The organism is Micrococcus sp. M4NT (assembly GCF_033790745.1).
Lineage (GTDB): Bacteria > Actinomycetota > Actinomycetes > Actinomycetales > Micrococcaceae > Micrococcus.
In genome coordinates, this window is the sequence record NZ_JAMYEH010000001.1 from 181,731 (window position 1) to 197,193 (window position 15,463).

The window sequence follows — 15,463 nt, forward strand, 5'->3', positions numbered from 1 at the left end:
GCAGGGGCCGGAGACCGACGACGGCGGACGACCGCCGCGGAGCACGCCGAGCACTCGCTGGGCGCCGCGGCTCGAGGGTCCGCTTGGCCGTGAGCCGCGTCGTCCGGGCGTCCCTGGTGCAGACCTCTGCTGCTTCAAGGAACAGGAGGACGGCCGCATGGCTCGTCTTGCAGGCGTTGACATTCCGCGCGAGAAGCGCGTGATCATCGCACTCACCTACATCTACGGCGTGGGCAAGACCCGCGCCGAGGAGACCCTCGCCGCCACCGGGATCGACCCGAACATCCGCGTGAAGGACCTCTCCGACGAACAGCTGGTGCAGCTGCGCGACCACATCGAGGGCACCTACAAGGTGGAGGGCGACCTCCGCCGCGAGGTCGCCGCCGACATCCGTCGCAAGGTGGAGATCGGCTCCTACGAGGGCCTGCGCCACCGTCGCGGCCTTCCGGTGCGCGGTCAGCGCACGAAGACCAACGCCCGCACCCGCAAGGGCCCCAAGAAGACGGTCGCCGGCCGCAAGAAGTGATCCTGCCGGCGAGGCCGAGCCCGGACCCGTCCGGCCGCCCCGCCGCAGCACCTGCACCGTCAGCCTTTTCGTCAGGAGAACCACATGCCCCCCAAGACCCGCGCCGCAGCGGCCCGCAAGCCGCGCCGCAAGGACAAGAAGAACATCACCGTGGGCCAGGCCCACATCAAGAGCACGTTCAACAACACCATCGTGTCCATCACGGACACCACGGGTGCCGTCATCTCGTGGGCCTCGTCCGGCGAGGTGGGCTTCAAGGGCTCGCGCAAGTCGACCCCCTACGCCGCGCAGCTGGCCGCCGAGCAGGCCGCCAAGCGCGCCCAGGAGCACGGCATGAAGAAGGTGGACGTCTTCGTGAAGGGCCCGGGCTCGGGTCGCGAGACCGCCATCCGCTCCCTGCAGGCCGCCGGCCTCGAGGTGGGGTCCATCCAGGACGTCACCCCCATGGCCCACAACGGTGCTCGCCCCGCGAAGCGCCGCCGCGTCTGACCTGAGCGTCTTCTCCGCACCCGCCCCGTCCCCCGGGGCGGGTGCGGACAGGTCTGCGACCTGATCCCATCCCGTCCTCGTTTCCACCCCCCGCGTGCGTCATATGGCGGACGCTCGCCGAAAGGAAATGTTCGTGCTCATTGCACAGCGCCCCACGCTGACCGAAGAGGTCGTGTCCGACCGTCGGTCCCGGTTCGTGATCGAGCCGCTGGAGCCCGGCTTCGGCTACACCCTCGGCAACTCCCTGCGCCGCACTCTGCTCTCCTCCATCCCCGGTGCTGCCGTGACCAGCATCCGCGTGGACGGCGTCCTGCACGAGTTCAGCACCGTCAACGGCGTCAAGGAGGATCTCACCGAGATCATCCTCAACATCAAGCAGCTGTCCGTCTCCTCCGAGAACGACGAGCCCGTCGTCGCCTACCTGCGCAAGCAGGGGGCCGGCGTCGTGACCGCCGCGGACATCACCGCCCCCGCCGGTGTGGAGATCCACAACAAGGACCTCCACATCGCGACGCTCAACGCGAAGGGCAAGTTCGACATGGAGCTGACGGTCGAGCGCGGCCGCGGCTACGTGACGGCGGCCCAGAACAAGTCCGCGGACGCGGAGATCGGCCGCATCCCGGTCGACTCCATCTACTCGCCCGTGCTCAAGGTGACCTTCAAGGTCGAGGCCACCCGTGTGGAGCAGCGGACGGACTTCGACCGCCTGATCCTGGACGTGGAGACCAAGGAGTCCATGCTGCCGCGCGACGCCGTGGCCTCTGCCGGCTCCACGCTCGTCGAGCTGTTCGGCCTGGCCCGCGCGCTCAACGTCGAGGCCGAGGGCATCGACCTGGGCGAGACGCCGGCGGAGGGCGACGTGTCCGCCGACCTGGCCCAGCCGATCGAGGAGCTCGAGCTGACCGTGCGCTCCTACAACTGCCTCAAGCGCGAGGGCATCCACTCCGTGGGTGAGCTCGTGGCCCGCTCCGAGGCCGACCTGATGGACATCCGCAACTTCGGCGCGAAGTCGATCGACGAGGTCAAGGAGAAGCTGGAGGAGCTGGGCCTGTCCCTCAAGGACTCGCCGGCCGGCTACGACCCGCAGCTCCACGCGCGCCAGATGGACGACGATCCGTTCTCGGATTTCTGAGCCGCACCGCACCCCTGAATCTTTGACCCCGAGGCCGACGCCGGCACCGGGGACCACCTGAGGAGAAACACCATGCCTACCCCCACCAAGGGTCCGCGCCTGGGCGGCAGCCCGGCCCACGAGCGCATCATGCTGGCCAACATGTCGGCCCAGCTCTTCGAGCACAAGTCGATCACCACGACGCTCACCCGCGCCAAGCGCCTCCGCCCCCACGCGGAGCGCCTCATCACCTTCGCGAAGAAGGGCGACCTGCCCTCCCGTCGCAAGGTGCAGGGCATCATCGCGGCGAAGAACCGCACCAACAAGTCCATCGTGCACGAGCTGTTCACGGTGATCGCCCCGGCCATGGCCGAGCGCAACGGCGGCTACACCCGCATCACCAAGATCGGCAACCGCCACGGCGACAACGCGCCCATGGCCGTGATCGAGCTCATCATGGATCCGGTCTCCCCGAAGCAGGCCGTCGTCCGTGAGGCCGAGCGCGCCGTCGAGACGGCTCCGGCCGCCCCGGTCGAGGCCGAGGCCGTCCCCGTGGAGGCCGTGGACCCGGCCGCCACCGAGGACGTCACCGTGGCCGAGTCCGAGGAGACCGCCGCCGAGATCGACGGCGCCGTCGCCACGACCGAGGACGGCTCCGCTCCCGAGGGCGCGACCATCAAGGGCAACGCCAGCTCGAAGAAGTACCACGTCCCCGGCTCCCGCTGGTACGACCAGACCACCGCCGAGGTCTGGTTCACCACCGTCGAGGAGGCCGTGGCCGCCGGCTTCGAGCCCGCCGGCGGCGCTGCGGCGCAGAAGATGCCCGCCTCCGAGTAAGGCCGTGCGCACCCCCTCGGCGGGGAGCGCATCCCCTGAGCGAAGGGCCGTCCACCTCGGTGGGCGGCCCTTCGTCGCGTCGACCCCCAGGAGCACCATGACCGAGCACCGCTCTGCCGAGCACATCCGCCCGCGCGGGGACGCGTCCGCCGAGGCCGACGCCACCCCGTCCGCCGCCGCGGACCTCGCCGCGCCCGCCGCAGACGCCGCCGCGGACCTCGCCGTCCCCGACGCGCGCCTCCGGGTGCGGCTCGATCTCGCCTATGACGGCTCGGCGTTCTCCGGCTGGGCCTCCCAGCCGGGGCTGCCCACCGTCCAGGGCGCGCTCGAGGAGGCGCTGGAGCGGATCCTGCGCCGCCCCGTGGCCACGGTGGTGGCCGGGCGCACCGACGCCGGCGTCCACGCGCGTGGCCAGGTGGTCCATCTGGACCTCTCCGCCGCCGAGTGGGAGGGCCTCTCCCGGGGCCGGCCGGGCGATGACCCGGGGCAGGCCCTGCTGCGCCGCCTCGCGGGCGTGCTCTCCGGCTGGGGCGGCGCCGTCGTGGTGCACGGCGCGGCCCGTGCACCGGAGGGCTTCGACGCGCGGTTCGGCGCCCTGTGGCGCGAGTACGAGTACCGCATCAGCGACCGCCGAGCGACGCAGGACCCGCTCACCCGCCGGGGCACGCACTGGCACGGCGCCGCCCTGGATGTGGGGCGCATGCAGACGGAGGCCCACGCCCTCCTCGGCCTGCACGACTTCCTCTCCTTCTGCAGGCCGCGCGAGGGTGCCACCACCATCCGCGAGGTCCAGGATCTGCGGGTCGAGCGGGACCCGGAGGGGATCGTCCGTGTCCAGATCCGCGCGGACGCGTTCTGCCACCACATGGTGCGCTCCATCGTGGGGGCGCTCCTGGAGGTGGGGGAGGGGCGTCGCGCTCCCGGCTGGGCGGGCGAGCGGCTGGCGGCCCGCGTGCGGGACTCCCATGTGCGCCTCGCGCCGCCGGGTGGGCTGACCCTGGCCCGCGTCGCCTACCCGGCGAACCCGGACGTGCTGCGGGCCCGCGCCGCGGGGACACGGGCCCGACGCTCCCTGTGAGTCCGGGCGTCGACGTCGGGGGCGCCCCCGAAGGGCGCCGCGGGACGTGGGCCCGCGCTTTTGCCGCGGGGACGCGGACCCGGTAGCATGGGGAGACGTTGCGCATGTCCGCACCCGGATGCGTCGTGCCGCGAGTGGCTCAGTTGCATGGCCTTCAGCTCGCGCCGCACCCCCGGGATCCTCGGGCCCGGTCGCCTTCCAGTCCTCACCTGGAGCCCCGGCGCGCACGGAGAACTGACAGTGCGCCCCACGCCGGAATCACGCCCCAGCGCGCGGCCACTGTGACCGATCACCGACCCTGAAGGCAGACAACGTGCGTACGTACTCTCCCAAGCCTGGCGACGCCGACCGCCAGTGGCACATCATCGATGCCACCGACGTCGTCCTCGGCCGCCTGGCCACCCACACCGCCACCCTGCTGCGCGGAAAGCACAAGCCGACGTTCGCCCCCCACATGGACATGGGCGACTTCGTCATCATCGTGAACGCCGAGAAGGTGGCCCTCACCGGCGCCAAGCTCGAGAAGAAGCGCGCCTACCGCCACTCGGGCTACCCGGGCGGCCTGAAGTCGCAGAGCTACGCCGAGCTCCTCGAGACCAACCCGGTCCGCGCCGTGGAGAAGGCCGTCCGCGGCATGCTCCCCAAGAACTCGCTGGCCGACCAGCAGATGGGCAAGCTCAAGGTGTACCGCGGTGCCGAGCACCCGCACGCCGCCCAGCAGCCCGCCACCTTCGAGATCGGCCAGGTCGCCCAGTGACCCTGGCGACCGCCTGAGACTTTTCCTGAGGAGAACCATGAGCATCAATGAGCATGAGGACGTGGAGCTGACCAGCTACACCTCCGAGTCGTCCGCCACCGCCTCCACCGACGAGGCCGCCGTGTCCGAGCGTCCCGCCCTGACCGTCCCCGGTGCAGCCGTCGGCCGCCGCAAGGAGGCCGTGGCGCGCGTCCGCCTCATCCCCGGCTCCGGCCAGTGGACCGTGAACGGCCGCACCCTGGAGAACTACTTCCCCAACAAGCTGCACCAGCAGGAGGTCAACGACCCCTTCACGCTGCTGGAGCTCGCCGGCGCGTACGACGTGATCGCCCGCATCCACGGCGGCGGCCCCTCCGGCCAGGCCGGTGCGCTGCGCCTGGGCATCTCCCGCGCCCTGAACGAGATCGACCGCGAGCACAACCGCGCCGCCCTCAAGAAGGCCGGCTTCCTCACCCGTGACGCCCGCGTCATCGAGCGCAAGAAGGCCGGCCTCAAGAAGGCCCGCAAGGCCTCGCAGTTCTCGAAGCGCTGATCCGCGCCTCGGCTCCGGCCGAGCGGATCCGCCCCGCAGACCCCGTGTCACCGTTCCCCGGTGGCGCGGGGTCTGCCGCGTCCGGCGCCTAGACTGTGAGGGTCCCCGCAGTGCGGCGGGGGCTCGCCCGGGGCGTGAGGGCTCCCGCCGGTGGCGCGAGACGTGTGAGAGCCACGAGGAGATCCGCCATGGCAGATTCATCCCACCGCCCGGAGGACGCCCCCCAGGAGGCCCAGGGCCAGGCGCAGACCGACGCGCCGGCGTCGCCGGAGAGCACCCCCGTCCACGTGCTGGAGGCGGGGGATTCCGATCTCCCGTTCGCCGTGACCCACGACTACGCCGCGGAGGTCGACGAGATCCACGAGCTCGGCCGCAAGCTGCGCGGGGACAAGGCCCTGCCGACCCCGGACCCGCTCGCGTGGCGCGAGGGCTACCCCTACGAGACGAAGATCAGCCGACGCCTCTACGAGCGCCGCAAGCGCGAGCTCCAGATCGAGCTGCTGAAGATGCAGCTGTGGGTCAAGGAGACGGGCCAGAAGGTCCTGATCATCTTCGAGGGGCGCGACGCGGCCGGCAAGGGCGGCGCGATCAAGCGCTTCAACGAGCACCTCAACCCGCGCGGCGCCCGCACCGTGGCCCTCGAGAAGCCCACCGAGGCCGAGGCCTCGCAGTGGTACTTCCAGCGCTACATCCAGCACCTGCCCTCCGGCGGGGAGATCGTGATGTTCGACCGGTCCTGGTACAACCGGGCCGGCGTCGAGCGCGTCATGGGCTACTGCACGCCGCCGCAGTACCTCGAGTTCATGCGGGAGACCCCGGAGCTCGAGCGCATGCTGGTCAACTCCGGCATCCACCTCGTGAAGTTCTGGTTCTCCGTCTCCCAGCGCGAGCAGCTCAACCGCTTCGCCTCCCGCGAGACCGATCCCGTCCGCCGCTGGAAGCTCTCGCCCACCGACATGGCCTCCCTCGACAAGTGGGACGACTACACGAACGCCAAGGAGGCCATGTTCTTCTACACGCACACGGCCGACGCGCCGTGGACCGTGGTGAAGTCCAACGACAAGAAGCGCGCGCGCCTCGAGGCCATCCGGCACGTGCTGCACACGCTCCCGTACCCGGACAAGGACGCGCGGATCGTGCACGCCCCGGACCCGCTCATCTGCGCACCCGCGACGGACCTGTTCGAGATGGGCGAGGACCACGACAGCGGCTCCTTCCCGCGCGTGCGCTGAGCACGTCCGGGACGCGGCGCCCCGCCGAGGCCCCCGCATGACGACGGCGGCCCGCCGAGGCCCCCGCATGACGACGGCGCCCCCGCCCGCTCGGGTGGGGCGCCGTCGTCGGCGGTGCGGATGCTCAGGGGTTGCGCTTGACCCACTCCGCGTTGACGTGGGCGTCGTCGAGGAGGTTCTCCGCCCCGAACCCCTCGCTGATGCGGTACTCGCCGGCCTCCAGGGAGGCGCGCACGTCCTCGCGCAGGATCGGGAGCTTCGCGTAGAACGCGTCGCCGCAGCAGCTGGTGGCCACCACGTCGCGGTGGCCGATGATGCGCGAGGGCGGCATCTCGTACTGCTGGCAGATGTAGGCGGAGAGCCGCACGAGCCCCGCGTAGAGGCTCTGCGGCGGCGGATTCACCATGTAGAAGCCCTCGCACTCGATGCCCAGGGCGTAGGCGTTGAAGCCGAGGGCGTGGATGCCCAGCATGAAGGTCTCCCCGCCCTCGAGGGCGTGGCGGGAGCCGTGCCGGGCCTCCATGGGGAAGCCGCCGCGGGACAACGTGAACTGCTGGCCGGAGTCACCCCAGCCCTGGGCGATGTGGCCCTTCTGCACCATGCGGGCGAGGTCCATGGCGGCCTGGCGGGACCCGTCGGAGGTGTTCGGCGTCGTCGTGTGGTGGATGACGAGGTACGAGGGGCGCTCGTAGAGGGTCTGGAGGTAGTTGGCGGGCGTGACCGCGCCCCAGTCGTCCGTCGTGAGGATCTCCGGCGCGGGCAGGCGGGGGCGGTCGTCGCCGCCGGCGGAGGCGGACGCCTCGGGGGCCTCGTCGCCGGATCCGCAGGCGACGGCGGCGGAGGCGAGCGCGATGCCGGTGCCGCCCAGGACGGCGCGGCGCGGCCAGCGTCGTCGTGGGGTGGTCTCGGGGAGATCGGCCATGGAGGGGTCCTTCGTGTCGGGGCGGCGGGGGGCCGCGAGGCCGCCCGTCCGGGAGCCGGACGGGCGCACGGGCGCGGGCCCACCGGCTCGATGGTACCGGCCGCGCGGCGCGCTCGAGACCCCGGGGGTGGTGCTCCGGGCCACTCAGGCTCGTAGACTCACTGATCATGTCGAGATTGTTCGGAACCGATGGCGTCCGTGGCCTGGCCAACGAGACCCTCACTGTGGAGCTGTCCCTCCAGCTGGCCCAGGCGGCCGCCCCCGTGCTCGGGGCCGAGGCCCTCGAGGCGGGCAGGCGGCCCGTGGCCGTCGTCGCGCGGGACCCGCGGATCAGCGGCCAGTTCATCGGCGCGGCCGTGGTGGCCGGCCTCGCCTCGTCCGGCGTGGACGTCTGGGACGCGGGCGTGCTGCCCACGCCGGCGGCCGCGTTCCTCGTGGCGGACCTGGGCGCGGACTTCGGCGTGATGATCTCCGCCTCCCACAACCCCGCGCCGGACAACGGCATCAAGTTCCTCGCCCGCGGTGGCCAGAAGCTCACCGACGGGCAGGAGGACGAGATCATCCAGCACCTGGAGGGCGCCGACCCGCTGCGCCCCACGGGTGCCGACGTGGGCCGCGTGCGCGTCTTCTCCGACGCCGAGGACCGCTATGTCCTCCACCTCCTCCAGTCCCTGCCCCACCGCCTGGACGGCCTCACCGTGGTGCTGGACTGCGCCCACGGCGCGGCCGCCGGCTGCTCACCGGAGGCGTTCCGCGCCGCCGGCGCGCAGGTGGTCGTCATCGGCGCCTCCCCAGACGGGCTGAACATCAACGAGGGCTGCGGCTCGACGCACCTGGAGATGCTCCAGGCGGCGGTCAAGGAGCACGGCGCGGACCTGGGCATCGCCCACGACGGCGACGCCGACCGCTGCCTCGCGGTGGACGAGCACGGCGAGGTCGTGGACGGCGACCAGATCATGGGCGTCATGGCGCTGGCCCTGAAGGACCGCGGCGCCCTGCGCGACGACACCCTCGTGGTCACCGTCATGTCCAACCTCGGCCTCAAGCTGGCCATGGGCCGCGAGGGGGTCCAGCTGGTGGAGACCCAGGTCGGCGACCGCTACGTCCTGGCCGGCATGAAGCTGGGGGACTACTCGCTGGGCGGCGAGCAGTCCGGCCACGTGATCTTCGCGGACCACGCCACCACGGGCGACGGCGTGCTGACCGGCCTGCAGCTCGCCTCCCGCGTGGCCCAGACCGGCACCCCGCTCTCCGAGCTCGCCGGCGTGATGCAGCGCCTCCCGCAGGTGCTCGTGAACGTGCGCGGTGTGGACAAGGCCCGCGCCGGGACGGACGAGGCCGTGCAGGCCGCCGTGGCCGAGGCCGAGGCGCGCCTCGGGGAGACGGGGCGGGTGCTGCTGCGCCCGTCCGGAACGGAGCCGGTGGTGCGCGTGATGGTGGAGGCCCCGGACGAGGACACCGCCCGCGGCGAGGCCGAGTCCCTGGCCGCCGTCGTGCAGCGCGAGCTCGCGCTCCACGCCTGAACCGTGCGCCCGGACCAGCCGCCTGGCAGGGCGGTGCTGCTCGGCGCACTGACGGCCGGGCTGGCGCTGCTGTGGGGTGTGGCCTACGCGGCCGTGGACGCCCCGGTGTGCGGCCGCGGCGTGGCGCTCGAATGGCTGCCGTGCCTGGACGCGGAGACCGGCGGCGCGGCCACCGCACCGTAGGGGGCGGCCCCGTGCCCCCGGCGGGTGAGCCCCGTGACAGGACGGGCCCCGGACGCCTCCGTTGGGGAGGTGTCCGGGGCCCGTCGGGGTCGGGGAGCCGGGAGGCTCAGAGGCGGGGGTCGGTCCCGGTGGGGGTGCCGGTGACGGTGCCCGCGGCGCCGCCGCGCTGGGCGGCGAGCAGGTCGCGGATCTCGGAGAGCAGGGCGACGTCCTCCGGCACCTCCTCGTCCTTCGGGGTGATGCCGAGGCGCCGGTTGCGGCGCTCGATCATGGCGTTCATCGGCAGGATGATCACGAAGTAGACCGCCGCGGCGATGAGCAGGAAGTTGACGATCGCGGTGAGGAGGACGCCGAACTGGATGGCGTTGCCATTGAGCATCACGACGCCGAACTGGTCGAAGTCCGGCGCCTTCACGAGCCCGGAGATGAACGGCATGAGCACGTTCTCCACGACCGCGTTGATCACCTTGCTGAAGGCGGCGCCGATGACGACGGCCACGGCGAGGTCGATGACGTTTCCCTTGAGGATGAATTCCTTGAATCCTTGAAGCATGGGGCAAGTCTATGGCCATTCGAGGCCGGCGCCGACCGTGCCCGGGGCTCGGCCGGGCCGGGGCGACGAGGGTCCGGCCACGAGGCGGGCGTCAGACCTTGCGCAGCAGGACCCGCGTGACCTCGTGCCGCTCGTTCTTGGTGAGCACGAGTCGCGCCCGCCCCCGGGTGGGATGCACGTTCTGCTGGAGGTTGGGCCCGTTGATGGTGTCCCAGATGTGCTCCGCGGTGGCCTGCGCCTCGGCGTCGGAGAGGTGGGCGTAGCGGTGGAAGTAGCTGCGCGGATCGCGGAAGGCGCCCGAGCGCAGGTCCATGAAGCGCTCGATGTACCAGCGGCGGATCCAGTCGGCACGGGCGTCCACGTACACGGAGAAGTCGAAGAAGTCGGAGACGCTGAGGCCGGCCGTGCCGTCGGTGCGGGTGCGTGGCGGGGCGAGCACGTTCAGGCCCTCCACGATCAGCACGTCCGGGCGGTGCACCGCCTGCTCCTCGCCGGGGACGATGTCGTAGGTCATGTGCGAGTACACGGGCGCACGCACCTCCTCCGCCCCGGACTTCACGTCGGCCATGAAGCGGAGCAGAGCGCGCCGGTCGTAGGACTCCGGGAAGCCCTTGCGCTTCATGAGCCCGCGTTCGGCGAGGACGGCGTTCGGATGGAGGAAGCCGTCCGTGGTGATGAGCTCCACGCGGGGGGTGGTGGGCCAGCGGCGCAGCATCTCCTGGAGGACGCGCGCGGTGGTCGACTTGCCCACGGCCACCGAGCCCGCCACGCCGATCACGTAGGGGGTCCGGCCGGTGTGCTCGCCCAGGAAGGCATTGGTCGCGCTGCGCAGCGCACCGGACGCCTCGACGTTGATGCCCAGGAGCCGGGAGAGGGGGAGGTACACCTCGGCCACCTCGGTGAGGGAGAGGGTGTCGCCGATGCCGCGCAGCCGCTCCACGTCCGCCTGGTCGAAGGGCTGGGCCATCTCCGCGGCGAGGCGGGACCAGGTCTGCCGCTCGAGCTCCACGAAGGGAGAGCGGTGGTGGTCGGCCGCCCGGGCGGGCTCGCGGGGCCGGGCCGGGAGGGCAGGGCTCGCGGGGAGCGCGTCGGTGTCCGTCACCGCACCATTATGACGGTCGCCCTGCGGCGGGTCGGAGCCCGCCGTTCCGTGGCGCGTCCCGGGCCCCCTGCGGCGCGCCCCCGGGCCCCGACCCGCCGCCGCTAGGATCGGACCCATGCGCGTTCTCGTGACCGGTGGTGCCGGATACCTCGGGTCACACACGGTGACCACCCTGCTCGACGCCGGCCATGACGTCCTGGTGCTGGACAGCCTCGTCAGCTCGTCCCGGGCAGCCCTCGAGCGGGCCGCCGAGGTGTGCGGCGTCGAGCTCGGCGGCCCCCGCCTCGACCTGCTCCAGGCCGACGTCTGCCGTCCCGAGCACTACGCCGACGCGGTGGTGCGCTACGCGCCGGACGGCGTCGTGCACTTCGCGGGCCTGAAGTCGCCGACGGAGTCGATGCGGGAGCCTGCCGCCTACTACAGCGTCAACGTGGCCGGGACCGCACAGGTCGCGCGCGTGGCCGCCGAGGCCGGCGCGCGTGTCCTGCTCTTCTCCTCCTCCGCCACGGTCTACGGCGACGACGCCCCCGTGCCCGTCGCCGAGGACGCGCCCACCGCGCCCGTGAACCCGTACGGCCACTCCAAGCTGATGGCCGAGCAGGTCCTGCGCGACGTCCACGGGTCCGTGCCCGCGCTCTCCGTGGCGGTGCTGCGCTACTTCAACCCTGTGGGCGCCCACCCGTCCGGCCGCCTGGGGGAGGATCCGCAGGGCACGCCCGCCAACCTCATGCCGTTCGTGGCGCGCGTGGCCACCGGGCAGTGTCCCGAGCTGCAGGTGTTCGGGGCGGACTTCGCCACGCGGGACGGCAGCGCCATCCGCGACTTCATCCACGTGATGGACCTCGCCGAGGCCCACGTGGCCGCCCTCGAGTGGATGACGGAGCACACGCGGGACGCGCCGGCCGTGAAGGTCTGGAACATCGGGCGCGGGGAGGGCGTCACGGTGTTCGAGATGGTCCGCGCCGTCGAGGCCGTCACCGGCCGCGCCGTCCCGTACCGGGTCGTGGGCCGCCGCGCGGGGGACATCGGGGAGTCCCGCGCGGCCGTCGACGCGATCGGCGGGGAGGTCGGCTGGCGCGCCCGGCGCAGTGTCGAGGCGATGGTCCGGGACATGTGGGCCTGGCAGGAGGCCAACCCCCACGGCTACCGCGAGTCCTGAGCGCGGCGGCGCGCGCCCGGGGCCGCGGCCGGTATCCTCATCCGCATGTGCGGAATCGTCGGATACATCGGCCACCCCTCCACCACTCGGGACCACGGCGCCCTCGAGGTCCTCATGGAGGGCCTGCGCCGTCTCGAATACCGCGGATACGACTCCGCCGGCGTCGCCGTCGTGGCGGACGGCGAGCTGTACCACCGCAAGAAGGCGGGCAAGCTGGCCAACCTGGCCGCCGAGCTCGAGGCGCACCCGGTGCCCGCGGCGCAGGTGGGCATCGGCCATACGCGCTGGGCCACCCACGGCGGCCCCACGGACGTCAACGCGCACCCGCACGTCGCGGACGAGGGCCGTCTGGCCATGATCCACAACGGCATCATCGAGAACTACGCCGAGCTCCGCGAGGAGCTGCTGGCCAAGGGGGTGAGCTTCCTCTCGGAGACCGACACCGAGGTGGCCGCCCACCTGCTGGGCGACATCTACCGCAACGGGGCCGCCGGGGACCTGACCCGCGCGATGCAGATGGCCTCCCAGCGCCTCGAGGGCGCCTTCACCCTGCTGGCCGTCCACGTGGACCACCCGGACCGCGTGGTCGCCTCCCGCCGCAACTCCCCGCTCGTGGTGGGCGTGGGCGAGGGGGAGAACTTCCTCGGCTCGGACGTCTCGGGCTTCATCGACTTCACGCGGAACGCCATCGAGCTCGAGCAGGACCAGGTGGTGACCATCACCGCCGACGCCGTCGAGATCACCGACTTCGCGGGCGCGCCCGCGCAGGGCAAGGCGTTCTCCGTGGACTGGGACGCCTCCGCCGCGGAGAAGGGCGGCTTCGCCACCTTCATGGAGAAGGAGATCCACGACCAGCCGCAGGCCGTGCAGGACACCCTGCTGGGCCGCACGGACGCCTCGGGCGCGCTCGTGCTGGACGAGCTGCGGATCGAGCCCGAGGAGCTGCGCAGCATCACCAAGATCATCGTGCTCGCGTGCGGCACCTCGGCCTACGCCGGGATGGTGGCCAAGTACGCGATCGAGCACTGGTGCCGCATCCCGGTGGAGGTGGAGCTCTCCCACGAGTTCCGCTACCGGGACCCCATCATCGACGACGGCACGCTCGTGGTCTCCATCTCCCAGTCCGGCGAGACCATGGACACGCTCATGGCCGTCCGGTACGCGAAGGAGCAGGGCGCCCGCACGGTGTCCATCTGCAACACCAACGGCTCCACCATCCCGCGCGAGTCCGACGCCGTGCTGTACACGCACGCCGGCCCCGAGATCGCCGTGGCCTCCACGAAGGCGTTCCTCGCCCAGATCACGGCGGCCTACCTCCTCGGCCTCTACCTCGCGCAGCTGAACAAGAAGCTCTTCAGCGGCCAGATCAGCGACATCATGGCGGACCTCGCCGACATCCCCGCGAAGATCGGCGAGATCCTCGAGAACGCGGACCAGGTCAAGGAGCTCGCCCGCTCGATGGCGGACGCCACCTCCGTGCTGTTCCTCGGACGCAACGTCGGCTACCCCGTGGCCATGGAGGGCGCGTTGAAGCTCAAGGAGCTCGCGTACATCCACGCGGAGGGCTTCGCCGCCGGCGAGCTCAAGCACGGGCCGATCGCGCTGATCGACGAGGGCCAGCCGGTGTTCGTGGTCATGCCCTCCCCGATGGACCGCCACTCCCTGCACGCCAAGGTGGTCTCCAACATCCAGGAGGTCCGCGCCCGCGGGGCCCGCACCTTCGCGGTGGCCGAGCGGGGCGACGCCGCGGTGCGCTCGCAGGCCGAGGTCGTCTTCGAGGTCCCGGAGACGCAGCCCATGCTCATGCCGCTGCTCACCACCGTCCCGCTGCAGATCTTCGCGCTCGAGCTCGCCTCGGCGAAGGGCTACGACGTGGACCAGCCGCGCAACCTGGCGAAGTCCGTCACGGTGGAGTGACCTTCCGCGCCGTCAGGCGCGCAGCGGCGGGCCGGGTCTCCCCCGGGGACCCCCCCCCCCGCCGCCGTCGTGGAGGGCGCCGCGGCGCACGAGCCGCTAGGGTGATCTCGGTCACACATCGGTGACCCCGACCCCGAGGAGGCCCACCCATGCATCCGTCCCGCCGCACCGTCACGCAGGGGCTCGCCGCCGGCCTGGCCGGCCTCGCCCTTCCCGCCGCGCTGGCCGAGTCTGCCCTCGCCGCGCCCCGGACCGCCGGGGCGGACGCCGACATCCTCCAGCGCTCGCTGGACGCCCTGGTCGCGTGGCCCGTCGTCGGCGCCGTGTGCGCCGTGGCCTCCCCGGCCGGCCGCCTCGAGCTCGCCGCCGGTCGGCGCTCCGCGACCACCCCGGCGCCGGCCCGCCCCCAGTCGGTCGCCCGCGTCGCCAGCGTCACCAAGGCCATGACCGCGACACTCGCGTTCCAGGAGATCGAGCGCGGCACCCTGCGCCTCGACTCCACGATCGGGGAGGTCCTCCCCGGCCTGTGGCCGGGCCGCGAGGAGGTCACCCTGGGCCAGCTGCTCAACCACACCTCGGGCATGCCGGATGCCGTCTGGGTGATCATGGAGCACCTGGGCCTGTGGGACCTGCCGCTCACGCACGTCCGCGACGTCGTCTCCCGCCCCTACACGACGCTGGAGCTCGTGGAGCTGGCGAAGCAGGACGGCTGGTGGTTCGAGCCCGGGACCGACTGGGGCTATTCCAACACCGGGTACGTGGTGGCACAGCTGATGGTGGAGGCCGTCACGGGCCGCCCGCTCTCCCGCCTGATCCGCGAGCGCGTGTTCCGCCCCGCGGGCATGCACCGCGCCCGCCTCGAGGAGGGCACGCTCGTGCGCGGCGCCGAGATGGAGGACGCCGCGGTGCGTCCCGCCGAGACGATGCGCCTCGAGGTCATCGACCAGTCGGTCTTCGCGGGAGCGGCCGCGGTCATCGCGACGGCGGGCGACGTCGTCCGCTTCTACCAGGCGCTCCTGCAGGGCCGCCTCGTCAGCCAGTCGTCGGTGGACGCCATGATCACCCCCGTCGGAGCGGCCGCCCCGTACGGCTACGGGTACGGGATCTTCCAGATGCCGGACCCGGCGGTGCCCGGCGGCACGCTGTACGGGCACGACGGCGGCGGGTTCGGCTCCGCGTCCCTCGCCCTGGCCAGCCGCGACGGCTCGCGCGCGATGGCGTTCACGTTCGTCGGCCGCCCGTACTGGGCGGAGGGAGCCGCCCAGGTGTGGGAACGCCAGACGGCCGTCCTGCGCGCCGCCTTCGCCCTGCCCCGGGGCGTCGACGCCGAGGCCCAGGCCCGTGCCGCCCACGGCGCCGCCGCCGGACGCCTGCGCATCGGCTGACGCACCGGCGGGCAGCCCGCCCGGTCCTGGCGCACCCCCACGGGAGGGTGCGCCGGGGCCGTCCGCCGTCCGGACCCGGCGGCGGGGCAGACCTTCGCCACCGCGAGGGTCTGCGGACCGCCCAGTAGACTCGCTGACGATGCGCGTCGGCTCCGGC

At 72.5% G+C, this 15,463-nt stretch carries 16 protein-coding genes; 13 read left to right on the forward strand and 3 right to left on the reverse strand.

Going from position 1 to position 15,463, the window contains the following annotated elements; translation table 11 throughout:
* Positions 1 to 157: 157 nt before the first annotated feature.
* The 8 genes from rpsM (at position 158) to ppk2 (ending at position 6,562) form a co-directional block, all read left to right on the forward strand.
* Positions 158 to 526, forward strand: a complete 369-nt coding sequence (gene rpsM / locus NJC10_RS00950) for a 30S ribosomal protein S13 (protein ID WP_248115979.1) — start codon at positions 158 to 160, stop codon at positions 524 to 526.
* 84 nt (positions 527 to 610) lie between these two features.
* Positions 611 to 1,015 carry a 30S ribosomal protein S11 gene (rpsK, locus tag NJC10_RS00955; RefSeq protein ID WP_248115977.1) on the forward strand — a complete coding sequence of 135 codons (405 nt, stop codon included), beginning with the start codon at positions 611 to 613 and terminating at the stop codon, positions 1,013 to 1,015.
* Between the two features lie 133 nt (positions 1,016 to 1,148).
* Entirely contained in the window at positions 1,149 to 2,147 is a 999-nt protein-coding gene (locus NJC10_RS00960) for a DNA-directed RNA polymerase subunit alpha (protein ID WP_298987195.1), read from the forward strand.
* A gap of 72 nt (positions 2,148 to 2,219) precedes the next feature.
* Positions 2,220 to 2,963, forward strand: a complete 744-nt coding sequence (gene rplQ / locus NJC10_RS00965) for a 50S ribosomal protein L17 (RefSeq protein WP_248115972.1) — start codon at positions 2,220 to 2,222, stop codon at positions 2,961 to 2,963.
* Between the two features lie 97 nt (positions 2,964 to 3,060).
* On the forward strand, positions 3,061 to 4,041 hold the full coding sequence (gene truA, locus NJC10_RS00970) for a tRNA pseudouridine(38-40) synthase TruA (RefSeq protein ID WP_319074055.1): 981 nt from the start codon (positions 3,061 to 3,063) through the stop codon (positions 4,039 to 4,041).
* 313 nt (positions 4,042 to 4,354) lie between these two features.
* Positions 4,355 to 4,798 carry a 50S ribosomal protein L13 gene (gene rplM / locus NJC10_RS00975; RefSeq protein ID WP_248115967.1) on the forward strand — a complete coding sequence of 148 codons (444 nt, stop codon included), beginning with the start codon at positions 4,355 to 4,357 and terminating at the stop codon, positions 4,796 to 4,798.
* Between the two features lie 37 nt (positions 4,799 to 4,835).
* A complete protein-coding gene (gene rpsI, locus NJC10_RS00980) occupies positions 4,836 to 5,330 on the forward strand; it encodes a 30S ribosomal protein S9 (RefSeq protein ID WP_248115965.1) in 495 nt (164 codons plus the stop codon).
* A gap of 188 nt (positions 5,331 to 5,518) precedes the next feature.
* Complete coding sequence (ppk2, locus tag NJC10_RS00985) at positions 5,519 to 6,562, forward strand: polyphosphate kinase 2 (protein WP_319074056.1); 1,044 nt, start codon at positions 5,519 to 5,521, stop codon at positions 6,560 to 6,562.
* Positions 6,563 to 6,686: 124 nt separating this feature from the next.
* On the opposite strand, the gene NJC10_RS00990 is transcribed toward ppk2, so the two are convergent.
* Positions 6,687 to 7,484, reverse strand: a complete 798-nt coding sequence (locus NJC10_RS00990; RefSeq protein ID WP_319074058.1) for a peptidoglycan recognition family protein — start codon at positions 7,482 to 7,484, stop codon at positions 6,687 to 6,689.
* A gap of 167 nt (positions 7,485 to 7,651) precedes the next feature.
* Here NJC10_RS00990 and glmM point away from each other — a divergent pair, with 167 nt between their 5' ends.
* Complete coding sequence (glmM, locus tag NJC10_RS00995) at positions 7,652 to 9,007, forward strand: phosphoglucosamine mutase (RefSeq protein WP_248115958.1); 1,356 nt, start codon at positions 7,652 to 7,654, stop codon at positions 9,005 to 9,007.
* Between the two features lie 3 nt (positions 9,008 to 9,010).
* Complete coding sequence (locus NJC10_RS01000; protein ID WP_319074060.1) at positions 9,011 to 9,190, forward strand: hypothetical protein; 180 nt, start codon at positions 9,011 to 9,013, stop codon at positions 9,188 to 9,190.
* A 106-nt stretch (positions 9,191 to 9,296) separates the two neighbouring features.
* Here NJC10_RS01000 and mscL read toward each other — a convergent pair whose 3' ends face one another.
* Together mscL and coaA are read right to left on the reverse strand one after the other, a co-directional pair.
* Entirely contained in the window at positions 9,297 to 9,743 is a 447-nt protein-coding gene (gene mscL, locus NJC10_RS01005; protein WP_298987216.1) for a large conductance mechanosensitive channel protein MscL, read from the reverse strand.
* Between the two features lie 91 nt (positions 9,744 to 9,834).
* Positions 9,835 to 10,752, reverse strand: coding sequence for a type I pantothenate kinase (gene coaA, locus NJC10_RS01010; protein ID WP_248116156.1), 918 nt, complete (start codon positions 10,750 to 10,752; stop codon positions 9,835 to 9,837).
* Positions 10,753 to 10,960: 208 nt separating this feature from the next.
* Between coaA and galE the strand changes: the two genes are divergently transcribed.
* From galE to NJC10_RS01025, 3 genes are all read left to right on the forward strand, one after another.
* A complete protein-coding gene (gene galE / locus NJC10_RS01015) occupies positions 10,961 to 12,004 on the forward strand; it encodes a UDP-glucose 4-epimerase GalE (protein WP_319074062.1) in 1,044 nt (347 codons plus the stop codon).
* A 45-nt stretch (positions 12,005 to 12,049) separates the two neighbouring features.
* Positions 12,050 to 13,921: a glutamine--fructose-6-phosphate transaminase (isomerizing) gene (gene glmS, locus NJC10_RS01020; protein WP_319074064.1), complete on the forward strand. Its 1,872-nt coding sequence runs from the start codon at positions 12,050 to 12,052 to the stop codon at positions 13,919 to 13,921.
* A gap of 149 nt (positions 13,922 to 14,070) precedes the next feature.
* On the forward strand, positions 14,071 to 15,306 hold the full coding sequence (locus NJC10_RS01025; protein WP_319074065.1) for a serine hydrolase domain-containing protein: 1,236 nt from the start codon (positions 14,071 to 14,073) through the stop codon (positions 15,304 to 15,306).
* Positions 15,307 to 15,463: the final 157 nt, after the last annotated feature.

Coding starts and splice junctions, on each gene's coding strand:
- rpsM (WP_248115979.1), top strand. CDS start 158: ATGGCTCGTCTTGCAGGCGTTGACATTCCGCGCGAGAAGCGCGTGATC.
- rpsK (WP_248115977.1), top strand. CDS start 611: ATGCCCCCCAAGACCCGCGCCGCAGCGGCCCGCAAGCCGCGCCGCAAG.
- rplQ (WP_248115972.1), top strand. CDS start 2,220: ATGCCTACCCCCACCAAGGGTCCGCGCCTGGGCGGCAGCCCGGCCCAC.
- truA (WP_319074055.1), top strand. CDS start 3,061: ATGACCGAGCACCGCTCTGCCGAGCACATCCGCCCGCGCGGGGACGCG.
- rpsI (WP_248115965.1), top strand. CDS start 4,836: ATGAGCATCAATGAGCATGAGGACGTGGAGCTGACCAGCTACACCTCC.
- ppk2 (WP_319074056.1), top strand. CDS start 5,519: ATGGCAGATTCATCCCACCGCCCGGAGGACGCCCCCCAGGAGGCCCAG.
- NJC10_RS00990 (WP_319074058.1), bottom strand. CDS start 7,484: ATGGCCGATCTCCCCGAGACCACCCCACGACGACGCTGGCCGCGCCGC.
- glmM (WP_248115958.1), top strand. CDS start 7,652: ATGTCGAGATTGTTCGGAACCGATGGCGTCCGTGGCCTGGCCAACGAG.
- mscL (WP_298987216.1), bottom strand. CDS start 9,743: ATGCTTCAAGGATTCAAGGAATTCATCCTCAAGGGAAACGTCATCGAC.
- galE (WP_319074062.1), top strand. CDS start 10,961: ATGCGCGTTCTCGTGACCGGTGGTGCCGGATACCTCGGGTCACACACG.
- glmS (WP_319074064.1), top strand. CDS start 12,050: ATGTGCGGAATCGTCGGATACATCGGCCACCCCTCCACCACTCGGGAC.
- NJC10_RS01025 (WP_319074065.1), top strand. CDS start 14,071: ATGCATCCGTCCCGCCGCACCGTCACGCAGGGGCTCGCCGCCGGCCTG.